20 protein-coding genes and 1 tRNA gene are annotated in these 25,096 nt (G+C 65.9%); 12 read left to right on the top strand and 9 right to left on the bottom strand.

The window, feature by feature from the left end; translation table 11 throughout:
* The first annotated feature begins 80 nt into the window (after positions 1-80).
* Positions 81-1,451: a metalloprotease PmbA gene (gene pmbA / locus AC1RWI_RS32695; protein WP_043348183.1), complete on the top strand. Its 1,371-nt coding sequence runs from the start codon at positions 81-83 to the stop codon at positions 1,449-1,451.
* A gap of 194 nt (positions 1,452-1,645) precedes the next feature.
* On the opposite strand, the gene AC1RWI_RS32700 is transcribed toward pmbA, so the two are convergent.
* The 3 genes from AC1RWI_RS32700 to AC1RWI_RS32710 all read right to left on the bottom strand — a co-directional run bounded on the left by AC1RWI_RS32700 (position 1,646) and on the right by AC1RWI_RS32710 (position 3,823).
* The gene (locus tag AC1RWI_RS32700) at positions 1,646-2,146 is read right to left on the bottom strand and encodes a dihydrofolate reductase (RefSeq protein WP_043348180.1); all 501 of its coding nucleotides are present in this window, start codon (positions 2,144-2,146) and stop codon (positions 1,646-1,648) included.
* Complete coding sequence (locus AC1RWI_RS32705) at positions 2,143-2,937, bottom strand: thymidylate synthase (protein WP_043348176.1); 795 nt, start codon at positions 2,935-2,937, stop codon at positions 2,143-2,145. The genes AC1RWI_RS32700 and AC1RWI_RS32705 overlap by 4 nt, the downstream gene beginning before the upstream one ends.
* A 187-nt stretch (positions 2,938-3,124) precedes the next feature.
* Positions 3,125-3,823: a TerC family protein gene (locus AC1RWI_RS32710; RefSeq protein WP_043348172.1), complete on the bottom strand. Its 699-nt coding sequence runs from the start codon at positions 3,821-3,823 to the stop codon at positions 3,125-3,127.
* Positions 3,824-4,387: 564 nt separating this feature from the next.
* On the opposite strand from AC1RWI_RS32710, the gene egtD reads away from it, so the two are divergent.
* Both egtD and AC1RWI_RS32720 read left to right on the top strand, forming a co-directional pair.
* The gene (egtD, locus tag AC1RWI_RS32715) at positions 4,388-5,488 is read left to right on the top strand and encodes an L-histidine N(alpha)-methyltransferase (protein ID WP_492870409.1); all 1,101 of its coding nucleotides are present in this window, start codon (positions 4,388-4,390) and stop codon (positions 5,486-5,488) included.
* A gap of 143 nt (positions 5,489-5,631) precedes the next feature.
* On the top strand, positions 5,632-6,891 hold the full coding sequence (locus tag AC1RWI_RS32720; protein WP_492870410.1) for an SUMF1/EgtB/PvdO family nonheme iron enzyme: 1,260 nt from the start codon (positions 5,632-5,634) through the stop codon (positions 6,889-6,891).
* Between the two features lie 140 nt (positions 6,892-7,031).
* Here AC1RWI_RS32720 and AC1RWI_RS32725 read toward each other — a convergent pair whose 3' ends face one another.
* On the bottom strand, positions 7,032-8,972 hold the full coding sequence (locus AC1RWI_RS32725; protein WP_492870411.1) for a DEAD/DEAH box helicase: 1,941 nt from the start codon (positions 8,970-8,972) through the stop codon (positions 7,032-7,034).
* Positions 8,973-9,983: 1,011 nt separating this feature from the next.
* Between AC1RWI_RS32725 and AC1RWI_RS32730 the strand changes: the two genes are divergently transcribed.
* Together AC1RWI_RS32730 and AC1RWI_RS32735 are read left to right on the top strand one after the other, a co-directional pair.
* Positions 9,984-10,379, top strand: coding sequence for a YXWGXW repeat-containing protein (locus tag AC1RWI_RS32730; protein WP_043348155.1), 396 nt, complete (start codon positions 9,984-9,986; stop codon positions 10,377-10,379).
* 106 nt (positions 10,380-10,485) lie between these two features.
* A tRNA-Arg gene (locus tag AC1RWI_RS32735) sits at positions 10,486-10,560 on the top strand.
* 77 nt (positions 10,561-10,637) lie between these two features.
* Here AC1RWI_RS32735 and AC1RWI_RS32740 read toward each other — a convergent pair.
* Positions 10,638-10,970, bottom strand: a complete 333-nt coding sequence (locus AC1RWI_RS32740; RefSeq protein ID WP_492870412.1) for a DMT family transporter — start codon at positions 10,968-10,970, stop codon at positions 10,638-10,640.
* 289 nt (positions 10,971-11,259) lie between these two features.
* Here AC1RWI_RS32740 and AC1RWI_RS32745 point away from each other — a divergent pair, with 289 nt between their 5' ends.
* Entirely contained in the window at positions 11,260-11,754 is a 495-nt protein-coding gene (locus AC1RWI_RS32745; protein WP_052494635.1) for a hypothetical protein, read from the top strand.
* Between the two features lie 8 nt (positions 11,755-11,762).
* Here the strand turns inward: AC1RWI_RS32745 and AC1RWI_RS32750 are convergent, their stop codons facing one another.
* Together AC1RWI_RS32750 and AC1RWI_RS32755 are read right to left on the bottom strand one after the other, a co-directional pair.
* On the bottom strand, positions 11,763-12,965 hold the full coding sequence (locus AC1RWI_RS32750; protein ID WP_492870413.1) for a benzoate/H(+) symporter BenE family transporter: 1,203 nt from the start codon (positions 12,963-12,965) through the stop codon (positions 11,763-11,765).
* A 106-nt stretch (positions 12,966-13,071) separates the two neighbouring features.
* A complete protein-coding gene (locus AC1RWI_RS32755) occupies positions 13,072-13,998 on the bottom strand; it encodes an amino acid ABC transporter substrate-binding protein (RefSeq protein WP_043348144.1) in 927 nt (308 codons plus the stop codon).
* A gap of 556 nt (positions 13,999-14,554) precedes the next feature.
* Between AC1RWI_RS32755 and AC1RWI_RS32760 the strand changes: the two genes are divergently transcribed.
* Positions 14,555-16,477 (top strand): ATP-binding cassette domain-containing protein, encoded by a 1,923-nt coding sequence (locus tag AC1RWI_RS32760; protein WP_492870414.1) that lies wholly within the window; start codon positions 14,555-14,557, stop codon positions 16,475-16,477.
* Positions 16,478-16,544: 67 nt separating this feature from the next.
* On the opposite strand, the gene AC1RWI_RS32765 is transcribed toward AC1RWI_RS32760, so the two are convergent.
* Together AC1RWI_RS32765 and AC1RWI_RS32770 are read right to left on the bottom strand one after the other, a co-directional pair.
* Entirely contained in the window at positions 16,545-16,691 is a 147-nt protein-coding gene (locus tag AC1RWI_RS32765) for a hypothetical protein (protein ID WP_173430684.1), read from the bottom strand.
* Positions 16,688-17,920, bottom strand: coding sequence for an MFS transporter (locus AC1RWI_RS32770; protein ID WP_043352133.1), 1,233 nt, complete (start codon positions 17,918-17,920; stop codon positions 16,688-16,690). Before AC1RWI_RS32770 ends, AC1RWI_RS32765 begins: the two co-directional genes overlap by 4 nt.
* Before the next feature lie 305 nt (positions 17,921-18,225).
* Between AC1RWI_RS32770 and AC1RWI_RS32775 the strand changes: the two genes are divergently transcribed.
* The 5 genes from AC1RWI_RS32775 to AC1RWI_RS32795 all read left to right on the top strand — a co-directional run bounded on the left by AC1RWI_RS32775 (position 18,226) and on the right by AC1RWI_RS32795 (position 24,818).
* Entirely contained in the window at positions 18,226-20,217 is a 1,992-nt protein-coding gene (locus AC1RWI_RS32775; protein ID WP_492870415.1) for a DNA topoisomerase IV subunit B, read from the top strand.
* Between the two features lie 48 nt (positions 20,218-20,265).
* Entirely contained in the window at positions 20,266-21,072 is an 807-nt protein-coding gene (locus tag AC1RWI_RS32780) for a lytic transglycosylase domain-containing protein (protein ID WP_492870416.1), read from the top strand.
* 92 nt (positions 21,073-21,164) lie between these two features.
* Positions 21,165-23,516 (top strand): DNA topoisomerase IV subunit A, encoded by a 2,352-nt coding sequence (gene parC, locus AC1RWI_RS32785; protein WP_492870417.1) that lies wholly within the window; start codon positions 21,165-21,167, stop codon positions 23,514-23,516.
* Between the two features lie 103 nt (positions 23,517-23,619).
* Complete coding sequence (locus tag AC1RWI_RS32790; RefSeq protein WP_492870418.1) at positions 23,620-24,291, top strand: chromate transporter; 672 nt, start codon at positions 23,620-23,622, stop codon at positions 24,289-24,291.
* On the top strand, positions 24,288-24,818 hold the full coding sequence (locus AC1RWI_RS32795; protein ID WP_492870419.1) for a chromate transporter: 531 nt from the start codon (positions 24,288-24,290) through the stop codon (positions 24,816-24,818). Before AC1RWI_RS32790 ends, AC1RWI_RS32795 begins: the two co-directional genes overlap by 4 nt.
* Positions 24,819-25,096 lie beyond the last annotated feature (278 nt).

Raw genomic sequence — 25,096 nt, forward strand, 5'->3', positions numbered from 1 at the left:
GAGGGGCGGGTGTTTCGCGTCATGGTTGGCATTTTATCTTGCTATGATTCTTGTTTGGACTTTTGATGACCGCGCCCACAATGGATCAATCCGCAGACCAGACCACCCACTTCACTTATACCCAGGCCCAGCTCAGCGAGATGGCCGCCGATGTGCTGCGGGTGGCACGCGAGCTGGGCGCCACCGACGCGGCTACCGAGATCTCCGAGGGCAGCGGCCTGTCGGTGTCGGTGCGCAAGGGCCAGGTGGAAACCATCGAGCAAAACCGCGACAAGGTAGTGGGCGTCACGGTCATGATCGGCCAGCGGCGCGGCAACGCCAGCACCTCGGATTTCTCGCCGGCGGCCCTGCGCGCCACGGCCGAGGCGGCTTACAACATCGCTCGCTTCACCGCGGAAGACGATTGCGCCGGCCTGGCTGAAGAAGCGCTGCTCGAGCGCAACCCGCTGGACCTCGACCTGTTCCACCCCTGGAATATCGACGCCGAGCAAGCCATCGAGCTCGCGCGGCGCGCCGAGGCGGCCGCCTTCGCGGTCTCGCCGCGCATTCGCAACAGCGATGGCGCTAGTGTGTCGGCCCAGCATTCGCAGTTCGTGCTGGCCACTTCGCGCGGCTTCACGGGCGGCTATCCGTATTCCCGCCACTTTATTTCCTGCGCGCCGATCGCCGGCACCGGCAGCGGCATGCAGCGCGACGACTGGTACTCGTCCAAGCGCGCACCCGGCGCGCTGGCTGCGCCCGAGGACATCGGCCGCTATGCCGCCGAGCGCTCGCTGGCCCGCCTGAATGCACGCCAGTTGTCGACGCGCCGCTGCCCGGTGCTGTTCGAGGCACCTCTGGCCGCCGGTCTGCTCGGCGCCTTCGTGCAGGCCGTGTCCGGCGGCGCGCTGTACCGCAAGTCGACCTTCCTCTATGACACATTGGGCAAGGCGGTGTTTGCGCCACATATCCATATCCACGAGCAACCCCACCTGCCGGGCGCCATGGGCAGCGCACCCTTTGACGAAGAAGGCGTGAAGACCCACGCGCGCGATGTGGTGCGCGGCGGGGTGGTAGAAGGCTATTTCCTCTCCACCTACTCGGCGCGCAAGCTGGGCATGACGACCACCGGCAATGCCGGCGGCTCGCACAACCTGACGCTCTCCAGCAAGCTGACCACGCCGGCAGACGACTTCGCCGGCATGCTGCGCAAGCTGGGCACCGGCCTGCTGGTGACCGAGCTGATGGGGCAGGGCGTGAACTATGTGACGGGCGATTACTCGCGCGGCGCGTCGGGCTATTGGGTCGAGAACGGCGTGATCCAGTACCCGGTGGAAGAAATCACCATCGCCGGCAACATGAAGGAGATGTTCCTGCAGATCGTGGCCATTGGCGCCGATGCGCTGGTGCGCGGCACCAAGGAAACCGGCTCGGTCCTGATCGAGCAGATGACCATCGCCGGCGGCAACTAAGAGGCTGTTTCAAAATGAAGCGAAGCGGTTCTGGCTAGGCGCGCGGCCGCAGACAGTACAAGCGGTACGGCAAGGTCGCGCAACGACGCCAGAATCTTTTTGAAATGGCCTCTAAAACGACAGCGGCGGCCTGAAGACAGGCCGCCGCGCGTAAAACGTCAGCGTCGCTTGAAACTTACCGTTTGAGGCGACCGTTATTCCTCGCCCGAGGGCGGGCGCTCGTACGTCACGAACGCATAGTCGAAACCATTCGCCTCCGAATGATGCCGCTCGCGCTGCGTCGCGATCCACTGCCGCGCGTCAATGGCCGGAAACACCGCGTCGCCTTCCACATCCGCATCGATTTCCGTCACCACCAGCCGGTCCGCGCTGGGCAGGGCCTCGGCATACAGCTGCGCGCCGCCGATCAGGAAGATCTGCTCAACGCCCACGCATAGCCGCTGCGCTTCTTCCAGCGAGTTCGCCACGTCGCAGCCTTCGATGCGCAGGTCGCGGTTGCGGCTCACCACAATATTGCGCCGGCCCGGCAGCGGCCGGCCGATCGACTCCCACGTCTTGCGGCCCATCACGATGGGCGCGCCCATGGTGGTGCGCTTGAAGTGCGCCAGGTCCTCGGGCAGGCGCCAGGGCAGGGTGTTGTCGCGGCCGATCACGCCGTTGCGGGCTTTCGCCACGATCAGGGTCAGCAGCGTCATACGGCCACCGGTGCCTTGATGGCCGGATGCGATTCGTAGCCCACCAGTTCGAAGTCCTCGTATTTGTAGTCGAAGATGCTGTCCGGCTTGCGCAGGATCTTCAGTTGCGGCAACGCCATCGGCGTGCGCGCGAGCTGGGTTGCCACCTGCTCGGCATGGTTGCTGTAAATGTGGCAGTCGCCGCCGGTCCAGATGAAGTCGCCCACCTCCAACCCGGTCTGCTGCGCGATCATGTGCGTCAGCAGTGCATAGCTGGCGATATTGAACGGCACGCCAAGGAAGATGTCGGCGCTGCGCTGGTACAGCTGGCAGGACAGGCGGCCATCGGCCACGTAGAACTGGAAAAATGCATGGCAGGGCGGCAGCTTCATCTGCGCGATCTCGCCCACGTTCCAGGCAGATACGATCAGCCGGCGCGAATCGGGATTGCTGCGGATCTGCGCCATCAGGTCGGTGATCTGGTCGATGTGGCGGCCATCCGGCGTGGGCCACGCGCGCCACTGCGAGCCATAGACCGGCCCGAGCTCGCCGTTCGCGTCGGCCCATTCGTCCCAGATGCTGACGCCGTTGTCCTTCAGGTACTGGATGTTGGTCGAGCCCTTCAGGAACCACAGCAGTTCGTGAATGATCGACTTCATGTGCAGCTTCTTGGTGGTCACCACCGGGAAGCCCTCGCGCAGGTCGAAGCGCATCTGGTAGCCAAACACCGAGCGCGTGCCGGTGCCGGTGCGGTCGGCCTTTTCGGTGCCATGCTCTTGCACATGGCGCATGAAGTCGAGGTACTGTTTCATCGGCGCGGGTGTTGGGGAAAAGTGACGCGACAGCGGTGTGCGCGTATGGCAGGCAATCTGCTAACCGGATAGCAACTTGCTAAAGAGTTAGCATTTTATCGCAAAGCAAAACGGGCCGCCTTGTGGCGACCCGTGGCGACCCGTTTTCAGGTTCCAGCTAGCTCGGCGGCGCTGGCGCCGTCGCGCGTTACTGCGCAGCCGTAGCCGGAGCCCGGCGCTTTTGCACCAGGTAGCCAGCGCCCAGCACGCCGCCGACGACCACCACGAACAAGCCGTAGTAGGCCAGTGCGTTGCTGTCGAAGAACGCCTTCACCAGCGGCTCGCTCACGATCATCTTGACTGCCGTGAAGGCCAGCACGCCGGCACCCGCGAAGATGATCGAGGGGAAGCGCGACATCAGCTTGAGCACCAGGCTCGAGCCCCACACCACGATGGGGATGCTGATGAGCAGGCCCAGCACCACCAGCAGGAAGCTGCCGTGCGCAGCGCCGGCCACAGCCAGCACGTTGTCCACGCCCATCACCGCATCGGCGATGATGATTGTCTTCATCGCGCCCACCAGGGTGGTTGCGCCCGCGCCATGTTCGTCGCCGTTGCCGTCATCGGACAGCAGCTTGTAGGCGATCCACACCAGGGCCGCGCCGCCGATCAGCAGCAAGCCAGGGATCTTGAGCAGCCACACCACGCCGACCGTCATGGCCGAACGGACCACGACCGCGCCGACAGTGCCCCAGATGATGGCCTTCTTCTGCAGGTGGGGCGGCAGGTTACGCGCCGCCAGGGCGATCACGATCGCATTGTCGCCGGCCAGCACCAGGTCAATGACGACGATGGATAGCAGTGCCGTCAGGAACTGCATCGTGAACAAATCGGTAAACCATTCCATGAAATCTCCTCGGACAACGAATAGCTAAGAGCCGTGCATACGCACCGGTTTGGCCTGGAGACATGATGTGTGGGAGCTTGGGGGCGCCTTTGCAAACCATGAAACCAGGTTGCAAAGGTCTTGCTCGACCGCCGATGGTACTTGGCGCGGTCAGCACAACCGGAGACTGTCAGTCCCGGAATGACGATTGTGCTAAGGGCATGGCCCCGGAGCTACTCCCCTTTGAGGGGCGATCCAATCCGGGCGAGCCCGAAGCAGATACGCTGAGGCGGATTATAAACGATGCTGCGTATTTTTTGTGGGGGCGCCGTGGCGGCATTGGGGTGGCATCGCGGCGGCAAAAATGCTGTTGAACAAGGCGCACTTTCTGGTTTTCATTGCATTGTGGGTTTTGTGCAATGCGGTAAGCACACTCCGCGCTCGCCAGCTATCCTGAGAAGACTTGCATCGGCTGATGCGCCCCAGACGTCACCGGAGGCGGATCCCTTGCAACTCCCGCGCATGCCGTGACGTGCGGGCCCCTGGGGGTTTTATGCAGTGCCCATCGACCATCAAGGAAACGTCATGCCGGCAGTCCCGACCCCGCTGAATCCACTGAACGTACGCCTCAATCACGCCCAGGCCAATCACAACGGCACCTCCGCCCTGAAACCCAACGGCTCCCCCGCCAGCAGCGTCGTCGTCGGCAACGGCCATGCACAGCCCAACCCGGTGCCCCGGCTGGACTTCATCCAGCAGTACCACGAGGACAGCGGCGCGCTGCGCGGCGAGATCACGCGGGGCCTGCTGGCCGGCGCCGCCAGCATCAGCCCCAAGTTCTTCTATGACGTGCTCGGCTCGCGCTTGTTCGAGGCCATCACCGACCTGCCCGAGTACTACCCCACGCGCACCGAGGCCTCGGTCTTTTCGGCATTTGCTCCCGCCATGGCCGCGCGCGCCGGCAGTGGCTGCGTGCTGATCGACCTTGGCGCGGGTAACTGCCAGAAAGCGGCCCGGCTCTTCGGCAGCCTGCAGCCGGCGCAATACGTGGCGCTGGATATCTCGGTGGAGTTCCTGCGCGGCACGCTGTTCTGCCTGCAGCAGCAGCATCCGCAGATTCCCATGCTTGGCCTGGGCGCCGACCTGTGCGTGCCGCTCGATCTGCCGCCCGAGGTCAGGAGCGGGCGCCGTCTGTTTTTTTATCCAGGATCGAGCATCGGCAATTTCGCACCAGCCCAGGCGCAGGCCTTGCTGCAGCGGCTGCGGGCCGCGGCGGGCAGGGGGGATGGTGTGCTGATCGGCGTGGACCTGCTCAAGGACGAGCAGGCGCTGGTGGCCGCCTACGATGACCCGCTGGGCGTGACCGCCGCCTTCAATCGCAATGTGCTGCGCAACCTGAATCGCATCGTGGGCAGCGACTTCCAACTGGAGGACTGGCGCCATGTGGCCAGCTTCGACCGCGAGGGGTCGCGCATCCAGATGCACCTGCAAGCCGAGCGCGAGGTCACCGTGCGCTGGGCGCAGGGTAGCCGCGGCTTCCACGCGGGCGAGCAGATTCATACGGAGGACTCGTATAAATACCGGCCGGACGACTTCGCTGCCTTGCTCGAAGCTGCGGGTTTCGTCGATCCGCTCTGGTGGAGCGATCCGCGCGGATGGTTTGCGGTGTTCCACGCTCGGGCCTGAAGCCACCGGGCACCCTGTGAGGGGGCAGGTGGGGCTGGTGTCATAATGCCCGCATCTCTTCGGCGAAAGGTGCGACGCATGACGCACGCGGCTCGCCGGATCACGCAACCGGGTGCCAACCCGATTCTTCGGCAGGGTGTTCGATGAGCGGCTTTTCCATGCTTCCCGACCTTCATTTCAACGGCGGCAAGGCCGTCTGGGCCGATGCCCGGCGGCTGCCGCGCGAAGGCCTGGCGCAGGCGCTGGTGGAAGCGCGCAACCGCACCCTGGCCTGGCTGGCCGCTTTTGGCCAGACCCGGCGCGGCTGGGCGGTGCCTCGCCAGGATTTTGCCGACCCGCCACTGTGGACGCTCGGGCATGTGGCCTGGCATGCCGAATGGTGGTGCCTGCGCGACGTGCGCACGCTCGAGCGCGATGGCGCCTGGCTGCAGGTGGCCAGTGTGCCGTCGCTGCTGACCGGCGCGGACGAGTGGTTCGATCCCGATCGCATTGATCCCGATGCCCGCTGGGAGGTCACGCTGCCCGACGTGGCCGTGGTCAAGCGCTACGCCGCCGACGTGCTCGATGCCGTCCTGCGCCGGCTGGCGGCGCAACCCGACGATGGCGATGTCACGCTCTACGCCTGGCGCCGCGCGCTGTTTCACGAGGATCGCCAGGGCGAGGCCATCGCCGCGCTGCTGCAGGCGCTGGGCGTTGCCCCCGTGGAGCCCGCGGTCGTCCTGCCGTCGGTATCGGTGCCGCACGGCGGCACCTTGCAGTTTCCCGGCGGGCGTTTCATCCAGGGCTGGACCGCGCCGGATGGCTTCGCGCTGCCCGACGAGTTGCCAGCGCAGCCTACCTATGTGCCCGCTTTCGAGATGGATGCCGCGCCGGTCAGCAACGCGCAGTTCCTCGATTTCGTAGAGGACGGCGGCTACGAGCGCGCGTCGTGGTGGTCGGCGGCGGGTCGCCAGTGGCTGATGATGCAGGATCGCTCGGCGCCACGCTACTGGGCCCGCCATCCTGAGTCACGGGCCTGGATGGCCTTGCGCTTCGGCAGTTTGCGTACGTTGAACTCTGACGAGGCGGTACGTCACGTCAGCTTGTTCGAGGCGCAAGCCTGGTGCGCCTGGGCGGGCCGGCGCCTGCCGACGGAAACGGAATGGGAGCTGGCGGCGGTCCAGGATCGGGGCGGCCTGCGCTGGGGCATGGTGCGCGAGTGGACGGCGACGCCGTACGAGCCCTACGCGGGATTCGAGGCGGACCCTGCCGATATGGAATACGTGCACTGTTTTGCCAGCCACCAGGCGGTACGGAGCACGTCTTTCGCCAGCCCGGCGCGCCAGCGTCATGCACGCGCGCGCATGGCGCTGCTGCCCGAGGACGATTTCGCGTTCGTCGGCTTTCGCAGTTGTTCGATGTAGCGGGGCGCTGGCCGCCTGTGGCGAGCGCCGTTGGTTGAGGCGGCCAAGGAAGGCTAAAGAAAAAGGCACCCGAAGGTGCCTTTTTCTTTAGCTTTGCGAGGGATCACCGCCTAAGCGGTGATCCTGTTCAGCCTGGCGAATCAACGCTCGAAACGCGAGCGGCCACCGGTGTTGCCGTTGCCGTTGCGCTGACCGCTGCCGAAGCTGCGGGGCGCGCCTTCACGGTTGCCATCGCGGTTGCCGAAGCTGCGGCCTTCGCCGCCACGGTAGCCACCGTTACCGCCATTGCCGGCAGCACCGCCGCCAAAGCCGCCACGATTGCCGTCGCCGAAGCTGCGGGGAGCCGCGCCGTCACGATTGCCGAAGCCGCGGTTGTCGCCGCCACGGTAGCCGCCTTCGTTGTTGAAGCTGCGCTGGCCGCCGGCTGCGCCCTGGCCACGATAGCCGGTGCTGTTGCCATTGGGGTTGCCCAGGCTGCTGCGGTCGCCGAAGCCACGGTTGCCGTCGCGGTCGCCGAACGGGCGATCGCCTGCGGGGCGCGGGGCGCCGTCACGGCTGCCGAAGCCGCGGCTTTCGCCGCCGCCGAACTTGCGGTCGCCAAAGCTGCGGTTTTCACCGCCGCGATAGCCGCCGCCATTGCTGTTGCCACGGTAGCCGCCACGGTCGCCACCCGGCTTGCCGGCGAAGCCCGAACGCGGCTTCGGCGAGCGACGCGGCTCCAGGCCTTCGATCACCGATGCGTCGACACGGTTGTTGGTGAAGCGCTCGATGCGCTTCCACTGGAACATGTCGCCGTGGTTCACCAGGTTGATGGCGACGCCCGAGCGGCCGGCACGGCCGGTACGGCCAATACGGTGGACGTAGTCTTCCGCTTGCTTGGGCAGGTCGAAGTTGACCACGTGGGTGATATCGGGCACGTCGATGCCGCGTGCGGCCACATCGGTTGCCACCAGGATGCGCAGGTTGCCGCGGCGCAGCGAGGTCAGGGTGCGGTTGCGCGCGCCCTGGGTCATGTCGCCGTGCAGCGCGCCGGCTGCGAAGCCGGTGTCCGACAGGCGCTCGGCCAGCGAATCGGCATCGCGCTTGGTCGCGGTGAAGACGATGGCTTGCTTGAGCGTGGTGTCGCGCAGCAGGTGGTCCAGCAGCTTTTCCTTGTGCGACATGTCGTCGGTGAAGTGCAGGCGCTGTTCGATATTGCTTTGGTCGGCGCGGGTCGCGGCGATTTCGATGCGTTGCGGATCGCGCAGCTGACGCGAAGCCAGCTGGGCGATGCGGCCGTCCAGCGTGGCCGAGAACATCAGCGTCTGGCGGGTGGCCGGGGTGGCGGCAACGATGGCATCGATGTCGTCGGCGAAGCCCATGTCGAGCATGCGGTCGGCTTCGTCGAACACCAGCATGTCCAGTTGGGACAGGTCGATACGGCCGGCTTCAACGTGGTCCAGCAGGCGGCCCGGGGTAGCGACCAGGATGTCAGGCATCTTGGACAGCGCGGCGAGCTGCTTCGGGTAAGGCATGCCGCCCAGGATGCTGGCGCAGACGATGCGGCGCAGGTGGCGGCCGTACTTGGCGGTGGCTTCGGTAACTTGCAGGGCCAGTTCGCGGGTCGGGGTCAGCACCAGCAGCGCGGGTTGCGCCGGCGACGGACGGGGGCGCTTGCCCTTCATGCGCTTGACCGGATCGTCCGAACGCGGGCGATTCGGCGAAGCCTTCTCGCTGATGCGTTGGATCGCCGGCAGGATGAAGGCGCCGGTCTTGCCCGAGCCGGTCTGGCTCGACACCAGCAGGTCGCGGCCAGCCAGGAAGGCGGGGATCGCTTGTGCCTGCACCGGGGTCGGCGTGGTGTAGTTCAGTTCAACCAGGGCGCGAAGAATGGCTTCTTCGAGGCCGAGCTTGGCGAAGCCGTTTTCGGCATTGATGGCAACAGCGGCAGGCGCCACGGCGGCTTCCGGGCTGAGGATGGCGTCGAGCTTGTCGAGCGGGCTCGGTTCCTGGATAGCGGGGGTGGCGATGGCTGCGGCTTCGATCGATGCGTCGGCGGCGGAGGCAAAATCTTGCTCCGCACGAATGTCGTGCTGGGTCATGTCGTAATTTTCTTTAAATGCATGGCACCCCATGCCGAACTAGCGAACAGGGGCGGGCGCAGTGCAAAGTCTTAAAAAGGCTTCGGCGCCAATCGGTGAGGCCGTTACGACAGACACAGCTGGCAGTACGGCGGCAGGCAGGGTGACACCGGGCACAAGGCCGGGCGGCAGTCCCTGGCAGGCAAACAGCTCTATAGAGCTATTCAACAGGATCGGAGACGAGGCGACGTCGGTGAGAAATGCGTTCTGTCGGGTATCACCATTTGGCCTTGATGCAGCAAACAGCACGGCAACATAAAGCAGGCCAGTCGGCGGGACCGGGGAGCAGAGCTTGAGAGCGGGGGCGGTATCGCCTGCCGGAAGAACCCGGCTGGCGTGTTGCACAACTCACAGTGCGAACTCACGGCGCGAATTATAGCAGAAACAAAAGTAAGTTTGTTGCACTGCGATAGGAATTCCTTTTTGAGCCCGATATGCGGCGGAAGCGCGAGATCTTGTGTGTCATTGCGCACTTTTTTGGCATTTACCCCTGCCGCATTCAACGTTGCATCCGCGGGCCGCCTGCCTATACTGAAGCCGTCGGGCACACGGTTGCCCGGCAAGGTGGCGGACCTGGAATACCCGCTGACCTTCCTCGGCGCTTTGCTTTAAGTGCTGCTAGCCGCTGATATCGCGGCAGTCGGCGTCACTGCCAGCTTTCCTTCGGCTCTCCGGGTGGTCCGGAGGGACGTCCGCGTCATGGGCGGAATCATGGGAAACGCTGCTTGCAACGACTGTTGCCGCGATAGCGCCGGCGTTGACCTGGAAGGTCCGGACCGTCCGCAACCAGCCCGCCAGTTTCCTGGCGGGCTTCTCGTTTGCGGGGCTGGAGGTTCTGCTAACAGCGCCTCGCCATGCCGCTGCGTTTCCTTTGCGCGACATAAGTCACCCATGGATACCTTTGCTAACAGCCTGAAGCTCCGGGTCAGGCTATTCTCGCTCCTGAACAACACAGGCGAGCGAGAGAACAATATGCGAAAGATTCTGTTGTGCGCGGCGGCAGTAGCAGGCTTAGCGGGTGGGTTGGGCGTGGCGCCGGCGGCGCTGGCCCAGGTGTCAATCAATGTGGCGATTGGCGTTCCGCCGCCGGCCCCCGTCTATGAAGCTGTCCCGGTCGCGCGTCCCGGCTACGTCTGGGCTCCCGGCTACTGGGATTGGGACGATCGCGGCCATAAGCACAAGTGGAAAAAGGGCAAATGGGAGCGCGAGCGTGCTGGTTACGTGTACGAGGCGCCGCGCTGGGTGCAGGCCAGCGGTGGCTGGGTGCTGGTGCCCGAGCGCTGGGATGGGCGAGGCGACGGCGGGTACGGCAAGAAAGACAAGGGCTATCACTGTCCCCCGGGGCACGCCAAGAAGGGCGAGTGCTGAAGAGGGCGTGGCGCGTTTCTTGGGCGGTGAGGATTTTGATATACTCCGGCCTGCTCCGGGATCCGCGCCGTCAAGGCGCATTCACCGATCCGGGAGTGTCTATCCTCTCGCCGTAGTTCAATGGATAGAACACGCGCCTCCTAAGCGTGAAATGCAGGTTCGATTCCTGCCGGCGGGACCACCCCACGGGTCTCAGCGATCCATCAAAAAAGCTCCCCCAGTTGAAATGCAGCGGCTTGCCGCCGCACGGCGGACGTCTCAATGCGTCCCCATCTTCGAAAACAGCTGAATCACCGCCACCCCCGCAATAATCAGCCCGATCCCCACCCAGGCCGCCAGATCCGGCACTTGCCGATACAGCACGCTGGCGATCAGCGTCACGAGCACGATCCCCGCGCCGCACCAGATCGCGTAGGCGATGCCTACGGGCACGGTCTTCATGACCTGCATCAGCAGGACGAAGGCGCTGGCATAGCCGGCCACGACCAGCACGCTTGGCCACAGGCGCGTGAAATTCTCGGCGGCCTTGAGGCTGCTGGTGGCAATGACTTCGGCCGCGATGGCGAGGGCCAGTAGTACATAGGCATTCATTGTTGGGTCCTTCACGTTGGCTGTCGCTGGGGCCACATTTTCCCATGGCTGCCCGGCGGGCCTTGCCAGGTGTACAGTGCAAAGCATGGTCGAGGCCGCTTTGCGGTCTGACGATCCCTCCTTTCGGGTGGTTGTCCCTTGCCGGGATGCCATCTTCAATCGAGGTAGAGCGCGTTGTTCAGGCGCCGGTAGTTCGGAGCATCGTTGTGGGGTGGTCGCGGTAGCCCCGACCAGCAGGCAGTTGTGATAAAGCCAGCGGCGGGTGAGTCAGGTTCGCAGGGGGAGCGCCATGAAAGGCGAGGATGAGGTTCAGACCGTGTGGCCGCAGGTGGATGGCCAGACGACGGGTCAGGGACTCTGGCAGAACACCATTGCCGCAGCGGATGTGGCACTGGAAGAGGCGTCGCGCATACAGCGAGGCGTGCAGCACAACCTGAAGCTCCAGCAGGAGGTGAGGGCGCTGCGCGAGGAGTTGCGCAAGGCGCATGGCGAGCTGGATCGCTACCGTGGCATGCACGCGCGCGTGGTGGTCGGCATGCGTCAGCTGGAGGAGGATAACGCTGGCGAGATCAGCCGACTGCGCGCCGAGAGCGAGATGCTGATGGTGCGCCACCGGGTCTACAAGCTGCTCGCCGAGCACTATGCGCTCACCGCGCTGCGCTTTGATCCCGCCACGTTTGCCGAGCATCGCGACCGGGTGCTGCAGCACATCCTGTTCCAGCGGCGCAAGGGCGCATCGGTCTCCGGGATCGGCGCCGCGGATATCGCTTTCCTGCTGCTATAAGCGCGCGCCTAACCGGCCTTGGCGGCGGTGCGTGGGCGCAGGACCATCAGCGCCAGCATGCCGCCCACCACGCCCCAGAAGGCCGACCCGACGCCGGCCAGCGTCATGCCTGAGGCGGTGATCATGAACGTCAGCAGGGCAGATTCGCGCTCGGCCGGTGTTTGCATGGCCGTGGTCAGGCCGCTGGCGATCGAGCCGAGCAAGGCAAACGCGGCCACCGCCACGACCAGCGCTTTGGGGAACGCCGCGAACAGCGCGGCGATGCTGGCTGCCAGCACCCCCGCAACCAGATAACCAATGCCGCAAACCACCGCTGCCGTATAGCGCCGGTTGCGGTCGGGATCCGCTTGCGCGCCGGTGCAGATGGCCGCGGTAATGGCCGCCAGGTTGATGCCGTGCGAGCCAAACGGGGCGAGCAGGGCGGAGGCGATGCCGGTGACGGTGATCAGCGGCGAGGCCTGTACGTGATAGCCGTCGGCGCGCAGCACTGCCAGCCCGGGAATATTCTGTGATGCAAGCGCCACGATGAACAGCGGTACCGCGATGCTGACGAAGGCTTGCAGCGAGAACGCTGGCGTGGTCCACACCGGCTTGGCCAGCGCGAAATGGAACGATTCGAAATGCAGCTGGCCAAGCGCGCCGGCCAGCGCCACGCCCGCCAGCAGCACGCCCGGCACTGCATAGCGTGGCCAGAAGCGCTTGCCCAGCAGGTACAGCGCGAACATCACCAGCAGCAGCAGGGTCTGATGCTGGGCTTGCACGAACACGTCGACGCTGATGCGGAACAGGATGCCGGCCAGCAGCGCTGAGGCAATGCTGGCCGGCAGCGCGCGCATCAGTTTGTCGAACCAGCCGGTCATGCCGGCGGCGGCCATCAGCACCGCCGCCATGACGAAGGCGCCGATGGCCTGCGCGTAGGGCACGCCGGGAAGGCTGGCGATCAGCAGGGCGGCGCCAGGGGTGGACCAGGCAACGACGATGGGCGCGCGCGTCAGCAGGGACAGCCCGATGGTAGTCACGCCCATGCCGATGGACAACGCCCAGATCCACGAGGCGACTTGCGCGTCCGACAAGTGGGCGGCCTGGCCGGCCTGGATCATCAGCACCAGCGAACTGGTGTAGCCGGTCAGCATGGCGATCAGCCCGGCGACCAGGGCGGAGACGGAGAGATCGGTCAGCTTCAGGGGCGTGGTGGATATAGGGCTGGGCATGGGGCACGACACGGGGCAGGACACGGGGCGGCACTCGACGCAACGCGTGCGTAAAAAGCGGCTGGGCCGCCATCTTCGCACGAGTTGCGCCACCCGGGACGCGCGCTCAGTCGGCGACCTTGTCGCTAGGGAACTTGAAGGAATCGCGCAGCAGGTAGCTCATCGGGATGTCGAGGTTGACCCCATGGGGCGGGATCGGCGACTGGAACCATTTCTTGTAGAGCTTCTGGGTATCGAGCGAATAGATGGAGGCGATCAGGGCCTTGTCCACCAGCCGCTTGAACTCGGCGTCCTGTTTCGACAGCATGATGGCGTAGGGCTCGATCGTCAGCAGTTCGTCGGTGACGGTGTAGCGGGCCGGGTCGCGCGCATTGGCGCGCAGGCCGTAGAGCAGCACGTCGTCCATCACGAAGGCGTCGGCCTTGCCTTGCTCGACCATGGCGAAGGCCTCGGCGTGGTCCTTGGCTTGCACCACGTGGATCTGCATGGCGCCCGAGCCGTTGATCTGGCGCACCACCGCGAGCGACGTGGTGCCCACCGTGGAGACGACTGTCTTGCCGCGCAGGTCGCCCAGCTTGCGGATGCCGGAGTCGGCCTTGACCAGCATGCGGCTGCCGGCGATGTAGTGCGGAATGGTGAAAGCAACCTGCTCGCGCCGCTCGCGGTTGTTGGTGGTGGAGCCGCATTCGAGATCGGCCTTGCCGTCGACGATGGTGGCGATGCGGCTGGCCGGCGTGACAGGAACGAATTCCACTTTGAGGCCGGGCAGCCGGAGTGCGCCGCGCAGCGCGTCGGCCACCCGCAGGCACAGGTCGATGGCATAGCCGTAGGGCTTGCCGTCGGCCACGAAGGAGAACGGCACCGAGCTCTCGCGGTGGGCGATACGCAGCACGCCGGTCTGTTCGATGCGCTGCAGCACCGGCGTGCCGCCGGACTGCGCGGCGGCGGGCATGGCGCCGGTGGCGAGCGAAAGCGAAAGCAGGGTCGATAGCACAAGCAGCGGCGCAAAGCGCTGCGCACACGGATGGATCATGGAATTCCCCGTACAAAGAAGAAGGCATCAAGCGGAATTGGCGTTGGGTCGCCTCTCACCGGTTCGGACCGGTTCTTGTATTGCTGCCGTTGTGCTGCGGCCTGCCGGCCGCCGGCCATTGTTCCACGGGGGAAAGCGGCCCGGCAATCGTCACGGCGGGGGGTGTTGCGCGGCGCGCAACAGGCGCGAGGCAGACGTGCAAGAGGCGCGCAGCAAGGGGCGTTGACGGGACTTTCCCTTACGGACTTGTACGACTAGAGCCAGTCCGGGGCGCTTGCTATGCTCCTTTCCGTGCCTTGCGAGCAGGGCACCGAGGAGAGACTCTTGGGCCCGCGCGAGCGCGGGCCCTTCTTTTTGGCCGGCCGCAGGCCAGGGGTTTGCGCCGCCTGCGGCGAGGGCGGGCGCCGGTGGTCTACAATGCCGGCTACCTGGCACCCCGCCGCCCGGTGGCTGTTCGACGCCGGCGCGCGGCCGCGGGTTCAAGGCGCTTGAACTGCCCCCTTGAACTGCCCCTTTTCGGTGCCTCCTTTTCGCTGTCTCCTTTCGTATTGCTCCCATGGCCCTGTTTTCAATTTCCGACGCCCAGCTTGCCTTCGGGCATGTGGCCTTGCTCGACCATGCCGACTTCTCCCTGGAAGCCGGCGAGCGCGTCGGCCTGATTGGCCGCAACGGCACCGGCAAGTCGTCGCTGCTCAAGATCGTGGCCGGCCTGTCCGCGCCGGACGATGGCCTGATCGCGCGCCAGAGCGGCGTGACCTCGGCTTATGTGCCGCAAGAGCCGCAGTTCGAGGCGGGTGTGACCGTGTTCGACGCCGTGTCGCAGGGCCTGGGCAAGATCCACGACCTGCTGGTTGCCTATGAAGCGGCGCTGGCGGGGCTGGACGACAACCATGACGAGGATTCGCTGGCCGAGCTGCACCGCCTGCAGTCGGAAGTCGACGCCGCCGGTGCCTGGGGTTTGCGCACGCGGGTCGAAACCACGCTGGCGCAACTCAGCCTGAGCGCCGATGTGCGCGTGGATGCGCTATCTGGCGGCATGCAAAAGCGCGTGGCGCTGGCACAGGCCCTGGTGGCCGAACCCGACATCCTGCTGCTGGACGAACCGACCAACCACCTGGACGTGGAAGCGATCCGCTGGCTGGAAGACCTGCTGCTGGCCTTCCGCGGCAGCGTGCTGCTGATCACCCACGATCGCGCCTTCCTGGACCGGGTGGCCACCCGCATCATCGAACTCGACCGTGGCCGGCTGATTTCCTTTCCTGGCAACTTCGCCGCCTATCAGGCGCGCAAGGCAGAGCTGCTGGCCGCCGAACAGGTCGAGCAGGCCAAGTTCGACAAGCTGCTGGCGCAGGAGGAAGTCTGGATCCGCAAGGGCGTGGAAGCGCGCCGCACGCGTAGCGTGGCGCGTATCCAGCGCCTGGAGACGATGCGAACGGACCGCGCGGCCCGCCGCGACGTGCAGGGCAACGTCAAGCTGGAAGTGTCGCAAGGCGAGCGCTCCGGCAAGATCGTTTCCGAGTTGACGAATGTCAGCAAAGCCTTTGGCAACAAGATGGTGGTGCGCGACTTCACCGGCACCATCATGCGCGGCGACAAGGTCGGCCTGATCGGCGCCAACGGCGCGGGCAAGACCACGCTGCTGCGCCTGATCCTGGGCGAGCTGGCGCCGGATGCCGGTACGGTCAAGAACGGCAGCAACATGCAGGTGGCGTATTTCGACCAGATGCGCACGCAGCTGGACCTGGAGCGCTCGCTGGCCGATACCATCAGCCCTGGCAGCGACTGGGTCGAGATCAACGGCCAGCGCAAGCACGTCATGAGCTACCTCAGCGATTTCCTCTTCGCGCCGGAACGCGCGCGCTCGCCGGTCAAGTCGTTGTCCGGCGGCGAGCGCAACCGCCTGCTGCTGGCGCGCCTGTTCGCGCGCCCGGCCAATGTACTGGTGCTGGACGAGCCGACCAACGACCTCGACATCGACACGCTGGAACTGCTTGAAGAACTGCTGCAGGACTACAGCGGCACCGTGTTCCTGGTGTCCCACGACCGGGCCTTCCTGGACAACGTGGTGACTTCCACCATCGCCGCCGAAGGCGACGGGCGCTGGCGCGAGTACGTGGGCGGCTACTCTGACTGGCAGGTCCAGTCGGCGCGCAGCGCGGCCATGCAGGACGCGCGCGGTGGCGAGGGCAAGGCCGCTGCGGAAAGCACGAAGCCGCGCGAAACCCGTGCGGCCAACCGCCTGGTCAAGCTGTCGTACAAGGAACAGCGCGAACTGGACACGCTGCCGGAGCGTATCGCTTCGCTGGAAAACGAGCAGAAGGCCGTTGGCGCACAGCTCGCGGACGGCTCGCTGTATGTGAGCGACGCGGGCAAGGCTGCGCAACTGGCGGCCCGCCACGATGAGATCGACCTGGAGTTGCTGGAGGCGCTGGAGCGCTGGGAAGTGCTGGAAGCCAAGACCAAGGCCGAGGCGCAGTAAGGCCGCTGCGGCTGTGCCCCGGCGGGGAGCCGCAGCCGTCGTCATTGCCGACGGCTTTCGCGCACCCTCACCCGCACCAGGCGAGCACCATGTTCGTCAGGTCCACCATGAAAGCCGGCCGCAGGTAGGCCATGAAGGCCAGCGCCAGCACCCCGGCCAGCGCCGTGAAGCCTGCTGCCCGAAGCGCAAGGCCGGCGGGGCGTGCCGTGATCATGCCGCGGCCCCTTGTGGCCGCGCGATCGCGTGCTCGCGGATCGGCAGGTTGACCAGGGCGGCTACTACGCCCAGCCCGATCGCGATCATCCAGACCGTGTTGTAGGTGCCGGTGCGGTCATACAGGAAGCCACCCAGCCACGCACCGAGGAAGCTGCCGATCTGGTGCGAGAAAAACACCACGCCAGACAGCATCGACAGGTACTGCACGCCAAACACCTGCGCGATGATGCCGTTGGTCAGCGGCACCGTGGACAGCCACAGGAAACCCATCATCGCGGCGAACACCCAGGTGCTGGTGGCCGTGAGCGGCAGCAGCAGGTAGCCGGCAATCACCACGGACCGGGTGATGTAGATCAGCGAAAGCAAGGAGCGCTTGGGCACACGCTGCCCCAGCGCGCCGGCGCTATAGGTCCCGAACACATTGAACAGCCCGATCAGCGCCAGTGCCACGGTCGCGATCTTCGGGTCGGTCAGGCCCCGGTCCTTGAGATAGGGCGCCAGATGCACGCCGATGAACACCACCTGGAAGCCGCAGACGAAGTAGCCCAGCGTGAGCAACTGGAAGTTGCGGTTGCCGAACGCTTCGCGCACGGCCTGGCCGATGGTCTGCTGGAAGCCGGGCGTGTGCGTCGCGCCCTGCGGCTCGCGCAGGCTGAAGGCCAGCGGCAGCATCAGGCAAGCCAGCACCGCCAGGATGAACAACGCGTTCTGCCAGCCGGCAGTCGAGATCAGCGTCTGCTCCACCGGGATCATCAGGAACTGCCCGAACGAGCCCGCGGCCGCCGCGATGCCCATGGCCCACACGCGCTTCTCGGGGCTGGCCACGCGGCCAATCACGCCGTACACCACGCTGTAGGTGGTGCCGGACTGCGCAATGCCGATCAGGATGCCGGCGCCAGAGGCGAAGGCGGTGCCGGAGGTGGCCATGGCCATCACGACCAGGCCCGCCACGTACAGCGCAATGCCGGCCAGCATGATGCGGAAGCCGCCGAACTTGTCGGCCAGCGCGCCCGTGAACGGCTGGGTCACGCCCCACATCAGGTTTTGCAGCGCCAGCGCGAAGGCAAAGGTCTCGCGGCTCCAGCCGTGGGTCTGCGTGATCGGCAGGTTGAACAGACCGAAGCCGTGCCGGATGCCCATCGACAAGGTGACGAGCAGGCCACCGCAAATCAATACGGTTGTGAGGGAGAGTGGTTTTCTTGGTGTGGGTGGAATCGTGTTCTGCATGGCGTCCTGCATCCTGGCTGGATGTGCGTAGTGCTGTTTTAGTTTTGTCGGCGCGGTCTGGAGCCGCCTTGGCCACGCCGGTGCGAGCGAGTGTACCCCGCATCCCGGGAGGACGTCGGACGTCACTCCGGCGCCGCTCGCGACACCGGATGTGCCGGATCGCGCACGGCAGTTGCTGGTGACGATTGGCATCAAGACGGCTACCCGCTTCCATTACAATGCAGGCTGCCCGGCCCCCCTGGCTGGCGTGCGGCAACCGCGCCCCCGCCAAGGCTGGCCGAGAATCCCACTAAGCAAGCGACTCCATGGCGAGCAAAATCAGTCAGTACAGCGAATCCTCCATCCGGGTCCTGAAGGGCCTGGAGCCGGTCAAGCAACGACCCGGCATGTACACCCGTACCGACAATCCCCTGCACATCGTGCAGGAGGTGATCGACAATGCCTCCGACGAGGCCCTGGGCGGCCACGGTTCCGAGATCATGGTCACCCTGCACCGCGACGGCAGCATCAGCGTCGAGGACGATGGCCGCGGCATCCCGGTCGGCATCCATCCCGAAGAGCAGGTCCCGGTGGTGGAAATCGTATTCACGCGCCTGCACGCGGGCGGCAAGTTCGACAAGGGCAAGGGCGGTGCCTATGCCTTCTCGGGCGGGCTGCACGGCGTGGGCGTCTCCGTCACCAATGCGCTGTCGACGCGTCTCGACGTGACCGTATGGCGTGACAGCAACTGCTCCACGCTGACCTTCTCCGGCGGTGACGTCACCGTGCCGCTGGCCACGCGCAAGCTCGAGCGCGGCGAGAAGAAGAGCGGCACGCGGGTGCAGGTCTGGCCCGATGCGAAATATTTCGATTCGGCCGCGATCCCGATGGCCGAGCTGCAGCGCCTGCTGCGCAGCAAGGCGGTGCTGCTGCCGGGCGTCAAGGTCACGCTGCTGCAGGAGAAAAATGGCGAGCGCCAGACCTGGCAGTACGAGCAGGGCCTCAAGGGCTACCTGGTGGAAGCGCTGGCGCAAGGCAGCGGCGCCGAGCTGGTGGTGCCGATGTTCGAAGGCGAGCATTTCGCCGACCCGGACGCCAACCCGGCGGAAGATGGCTTCGCCGAGGGCGAGGGCGCTTCCTGGGTGGTGGCGTGGACCGAGGATGGCGCGCCGGTGCGCGAGTCCTACGTCAACCTGATCCCCACGCCGGCTGGCGGCACGCACGAGTCCGGCCTGCGCGAAGGCCTGTTCCAGGCGGTCAAGAGCTTTATCGAGATGCACGCGCTGCAGCCCAAGGGCGTGAAGCTGATGAGCGAAGACGTGTTCGCCCGTGCCTCGTTCGTACTGTCCGCCAAGGTGCTGGACCCGCAGTTCCAGGGCCAGATCAAGGAGCGCCTGAACAGCCGCGACGCGGTGAAGCTGGTGTCCACCTTCAGCCGCCCCGCGCTGGAGCTGTGGCTCAACCATCACGTCGAGTACGGCAAGAAGCTGGCCGAGCTGGTGATCCGCCAGGCGCAGGCGCGCACGCGCGCGGCGCAAAAGGTGGAAAAGAAGAAGGGTTCCGGCGTGGCCGTGCTGCCCGGCAAGCTGACCGACTGCGAATCCACCGACGTCACCCGCAACGAACTCTTCCTGGTCGAGGGCGACTCCGCCGGCGGCTCGGCCAAGATGGGGCGCGACAAGGAGTTCCAGGCCATCCTGCCGTTGCGCGGCAAGGTGCTCAACACCTGGGAGACCGAGCGCGACCGCCTGTTCGCCAATAACGAGGTGCACGACATCGCGGTGGCGATCGGCGTGGACCCGCACGGCCCCAACGATGAGCCCGACCTGTCCAACCTGCGCTACGGAAAGATCTGTATCTTGTCCGACGCTGACGTGGACGGTGCGCACATCCAGGTGCTATTACTGACCTTGTTCTTCAAGCATTTCCCCAGGCTGATCGACAACGGCAACGTGTGCGTGGCCCGCCCGCCGCTTTACCGGGTGGATGCGCCGGCACGCGGCAAGAAGCCGGCCCAGAAGCTCTATGCGCTGGACGACGGCGAACTGGTGGCCATCCAGGACAAGCTGATGAAGGATGGCATCAAGGAAGGCGGCTGGCAGATCTCGCGCTTCAAGGGCCTGGGCGAGATGAACGCCGAGCAGCTGTGGGAAACCACCATGAATCCCGATACGCGCCGCCTGTTGCCGGTGGCGCTCGGCCATTTCGACCTGCCGCAGACTGTGGGCGTGATGAATATGCTGATGGGCAAGGGCGAGGCCGCGCAGCGGCGCACCTGGCTCGAGGAGCGCGGCAACGAGGTGATCGCCGATATCTAGGCGGCACGAATCGAACCGTTCGATACACGCATGACGCAAGGAGTCCCGATGGCTAAGACCAGACCTGGCAGCACCCGTGCACGGCAATGGATTGCCGCCGGCATGCTGCTGGCCGGCTTGGCCGGTCTGGGCTTCATGCCGGCGGCCCACGCTGCGTTGTATGGCTATATCGACGACGACGGCGTGGCGCATTTCTCCGACGAGAAGCTGGACGAGCGCTACACGCTGTTCATGAAGAACGGCGGCGAGCTCAAGAGCCCGCTGCCGTACCGTGCCGGAGCCGGAGCCGGAGCCGGTGCCGGCAGCCAGATCGACCTGGAGACGCACAAGCTTTACCGCTATGTCGTCAACCATCCCAATATCGCCACGGTCGAGCCCATGATCCGCCAGATCGCGGCGGCGCAGAATGTCGACCCGGCGCTGGTCAAGGCAGTCATGGCGGTAGAGTCCGGCTTCAACGCAGGCGCGGTCTCGCCCAAGGGCGCGATCGGGCTGATGCAGGTGATTCCCGACACCGGCGCGCGCTTTGGCGTGAGCGCCGATGCCCGGCGCACGGTCGAGCAGAAACTGGCCGACCCGCGCACCAATATCTCGGCCGGCGTGCGCTATCTGCGCTGGCTGATGGGGCTGTTCCCCAACGACCTCGAGCTGGTGCTGGCCGCGTACAACGCGGGTGAGGGCGCGGTGCAGCGCTACAACAACAAGATTCCGCCTTTCCCCGAGACCCAGCAATATGTCAGCACGGTGCTGCAGTTCTATCGCTTCTACCGTCCGGGCGGCGCGCCCGCCGGGTTGGGCGGGGCGGGAGTCAATCGCGTCAAGATGGTGATCGGCGGCCGCCGCAACATGCCCTGATCCCGTCCCGAACCATACGACGAACCGCATAACGAACAACATGCAACCGGCGCACCGGCCAACGATGCGGTGCGCCGTCTTCTTGCCAATCCATGGAACAACAAGACATTCCGCTTGACCCAGGTTCGCCCGACAACGGAGCGGACTCGCTGACCCTGGCGCACTATGCCGAGCGCGCCTATCTCGACTACGCCATCAGCGTGGTCAAAGGCCGCGCGCTGCCGGAAGTGGCCGATGGCCAGAAGCCGGTGCAGCGCCGCATCCTGTACGCCATGCACGAGATGGGGCTGCGCTCCGACGCCAAGCCGGTCAAGTCGGCGCGCGTGGTGGGCGACGTGCTGGGTAAATTCCACCCGCACGGCGACCAGTCCGCCTATGACGCGCTGGTGCGCCTGGCGCAGGACTTCTCGCTGCGCTACCCGCTGATCGACGGCCAGGGCAACTTCGGCTCGCGCGACGGTGACGGCGCAGCGGCCATGCGCTACACCGAAGCCCGGCTCACGCCGATCGCGCGCCTGCTGCTCGACGAGATCGACCAGGGCACGGTGGACTTCATCCCCAACTACGATGGCTCGATGGAAGAGCCCAGGCTGATGCCGGCGCGCCTGCCCTTTGTGCTGCTCAACGGCGCATCGGGCATTGCCGTGGGCATGGCCACCGAGGTGCCGCCGCACAACCTGCGCGAAGTGGCGGCAGCCACCGTGGCGATGATCCGCAACCCCAACATCACGCTGGCCGAGCTGCTGGCGCTGATGCCGGGTCCGGACTATCCGGGCGGCGGCCAGATCATTTCGCCAGCGGCCGACATTGCGCAGATCTACGAGAACGGCCGCGGCAGCCTGAAGGTGCGCGCGCGCTGGATCATCGAGGAAATGGCGCGCGGCCAGTGGCAACTGGTGGTGACCGAGCTGCCGCCGAGCACCTCGTCGCAGAAGGTGCTCGAAGAGATCGAGGAAATCACCAACCCGAAGGTTCGCGCGGGCAAGAAGTCGCTGACGCCCGAGCAGTTGCAGCTCAAGCAAGGCATGCTGGCGGTGCTCGACGCGGTGCGCGACGAGTCCGGCAAGAACGCGCCGGTGCGGCTGGTGTTCGAGCCCAAGAGCAAGAACATCGAGCAGCAGGAGTTCATCCAGACGCTGCTGGCGCACACCAGCCTGGAGTCAGGCGCCTCGATCAACCTGGTGATGATCGGCACCGATGGCCGCCCGCGCCAGAAGGGCCTGGCCGACATCCTGCGCGAGTGGATCGCGTTTCGCTTCGCCACCGTCACCCGCCGCACGCGCCATCGCCTGGGCAAGGTCGAAGACCGCATCCACATCCTCGAAGGCCGGATGCTGGTGCTGCTCAATATCGACGAGGTGATCCGCATCATCCGCGAGAGCGATGAGCCCAAGCCGGCGCTGATGCAGGCCTTCGGCCTGTCGGACCGCCAGGCCGAGGACATCCTGGAAATCCGCCTGCGCCAATTGGCCAGGCTGGAAGCGCTGCGCATCGAGCAGGAGTTGAAGAGCCTGCGTGACGAGCAGGCCGAGCTGGATGTGCTGCTCAAGTCCGAGACCATGATGCGCCGGCGCATCATCAAGGAAATCGAGACCGACGCCAAGCAATACAGCCCGGAAGACAAGGATCCGCGCCGCACGCTGATCCAGGAAGAGCGCCGCGCCAACGCCGAGGTGCGCGTGGTCGACGAACCCGTCACCGTGGTGGTCTCGCAAAAGGGCTGGGTGCGCACGCGCCAGGGCCACGGCCATGACGCGCAGCAGTTCACCTTCAAGGCGGGCGATGCGCTCTATGGCACCTTCGAGTGCCGCAGCGTGGACGTGATGCTGGTCTTCGGCACCAATGGCCGCGCCTATACGGTGCCGGTGGCCGGCTTGCCGGGCGGGCGTGGCGATGGTGTGCCCGTGACCACGCTGATCGAGCTGCAGCCCGGCAGCCAGATCGCCCACACCTTTGCCGGCAGCGTCGACCAGCGCCTGCTGATTGCCACGCGCGGCGGCAATGGCTTCCAGACCAAGGTCGGCGACATGGTCAGCCGGCAGAAGGGCGGCCGCGCCTACCTGACGCTGGACGAGGGCGATGCGCCGCTGTTGCCCGCGCCGATTGGCGAGCAGGCCACGCACGTGGCCTGCCTGTCGGCCAACGGCCGCATGCTGCTGGTTGCGCTCGACGAGATCAAGTCGCTCTCGGCCGGCGGCCGCGGCGTGATCCTGATGGAGCTGGAACCCAAGGAGACGCTGCAGCAGGCGATTGCCGTCGGCGCCCCGGGGCTGGTGGTGTCCGGTGCCGGGCGCGGCGGCAAGCCGAGCTCGCAGAAGCTCTACGGCCAGTTGCTGCTGCCCTATGTGGGCAAGCGCGCCCGCAAGGGCCGCGCGCTGGATCTCAAGCTCAAGGAGCCCAGCATCGAGCCGGTACGGATCGTGCCGCCGGCGAGCGGCAACTAAGCCGCGTCCACCCGAACTGGCCCTGCGCGACAATGCGCGGGGCCTTTTTCTTTCCCGTGCATGCCGGACCGCTCCGGCGGCCATGCCTCTCCCGTTACAAGCGATGCCAGTTACTCCCTCTCCCGCCGGCGACGATCCGATGGTAGCGCTAGCACCCCCGCCCACGCCGCGGCGCCTGTTCATCGAATTTGCCCGCATGGGGCTGTCCGGTTTTGGCGGCGTGCTGCCCTTCGTGCGGCGCGCCGTGGTCGAGCGCAACCGCTGGCTGGGCGACCGTGATTTTGTCGAACTGCTCAGCCTCGGGCAGGTGCTGCCCGGCCCCAACGTGATCAACCTCGCACTGATGCTGGGCTTGCGCTTTGCCGGGCTGCGCGGCGCGCTGGCGGCCTTTGCGGGGCTGGTGATGGTGCCGATGGTGGGCGTGCTGGCGCTGATGCTGCTGTACGAGCATTACCGCGACGTGGCGGCGGTGCAGCGCATGCTCACTGGCATGACGGCGGTGTCGGCCGGGCTGGTGCTGTCGACCGGCTTCAAGCTCGCACAGAGCCAGCCGCGCACCGTGCGCGGGCTGATGATCGGCGGTGCGGCGTTTGTCGCCATCGGGCTGTTGCGCTGGCCGCTGGTGCCGGTGATGGCGGTGCTGGTGCCGATGGGCCTGGTGCTGGAGTGGCGCAGTGAGCAGCTAGCGGCGCGCGCGCAGGCGGCGGCTATCGAGGCGTCGTCCACGCCGCCCGTGCCGCCCGTGTCACGTGTGCCCGGGGAGCCACGGCAATGAGTTCACCGAACGTGCTTTCCAGCTTGCTCACGCATTTCCTGACGCTGTCGTTCCTCGCCATCGGCGGGGCCAGTACCACGATCCCTGACATGCATCGCTTCCTGGTGGAGTCGAACGCCTGGATGAGCGACGCGCAGTTCTCCGCCATGTACGCCATCTCGCAGGCCGCGCCTGGGCCGAACATCTTGTTCGTTGCCTTGTTTGGCTGGCAGGTGGCGGGCCTGGCCGGCGCCATCGTTGGCATGATCGGCATCTGCGGGCCGTCCAGCGTGATCGCGCTGGGCTTCGAGTATTTCGCCGGCCGCTCGCCGCAAGCGAGGTGGCCCGGCCTGATCCGGCGCGGCCTTGCCACGCTGACCATCGGGCTGCTGTTTTCCACCGGCTGGATCCTTGCCGCGAGCGTGGATCACCGCTGGACCGCCGTGGCGGTGACCGTGGTCACCATCGTGCTGATGCTGAAGACGAAGGTGCATCCGCTGGTGCTGGTGGCATTGGGGGCAGGGGCTGGTTTGATAGGGCTGGTTTGAGCCTGATAGGCGATGGCGTGGATGGATGATGCTGTGTAGGCCGTTGGGGGCTTCAACTGCAACTTCAGCTGCAACTGCTTAACTGCCACTTCAAGGTCAAAAGCTGAAAGTCAAAGGCAGTTTCACCACCCCTGCGGGGCGGCGACCTACTTTCTTGTCTCGCCAAGAAAGTAGGCAAAAAAGGCGCGCCGGATGGGGCGACGGGCCTGTCAGAGATTTTGTGTTTAGGGCATAACATGTCACCAAGGAGCATGTATGCCACGCAAGACCAAGACGAG

Source organism: Cupriavidus sp. MPR-AND1C, assembly GCF_058809705.1.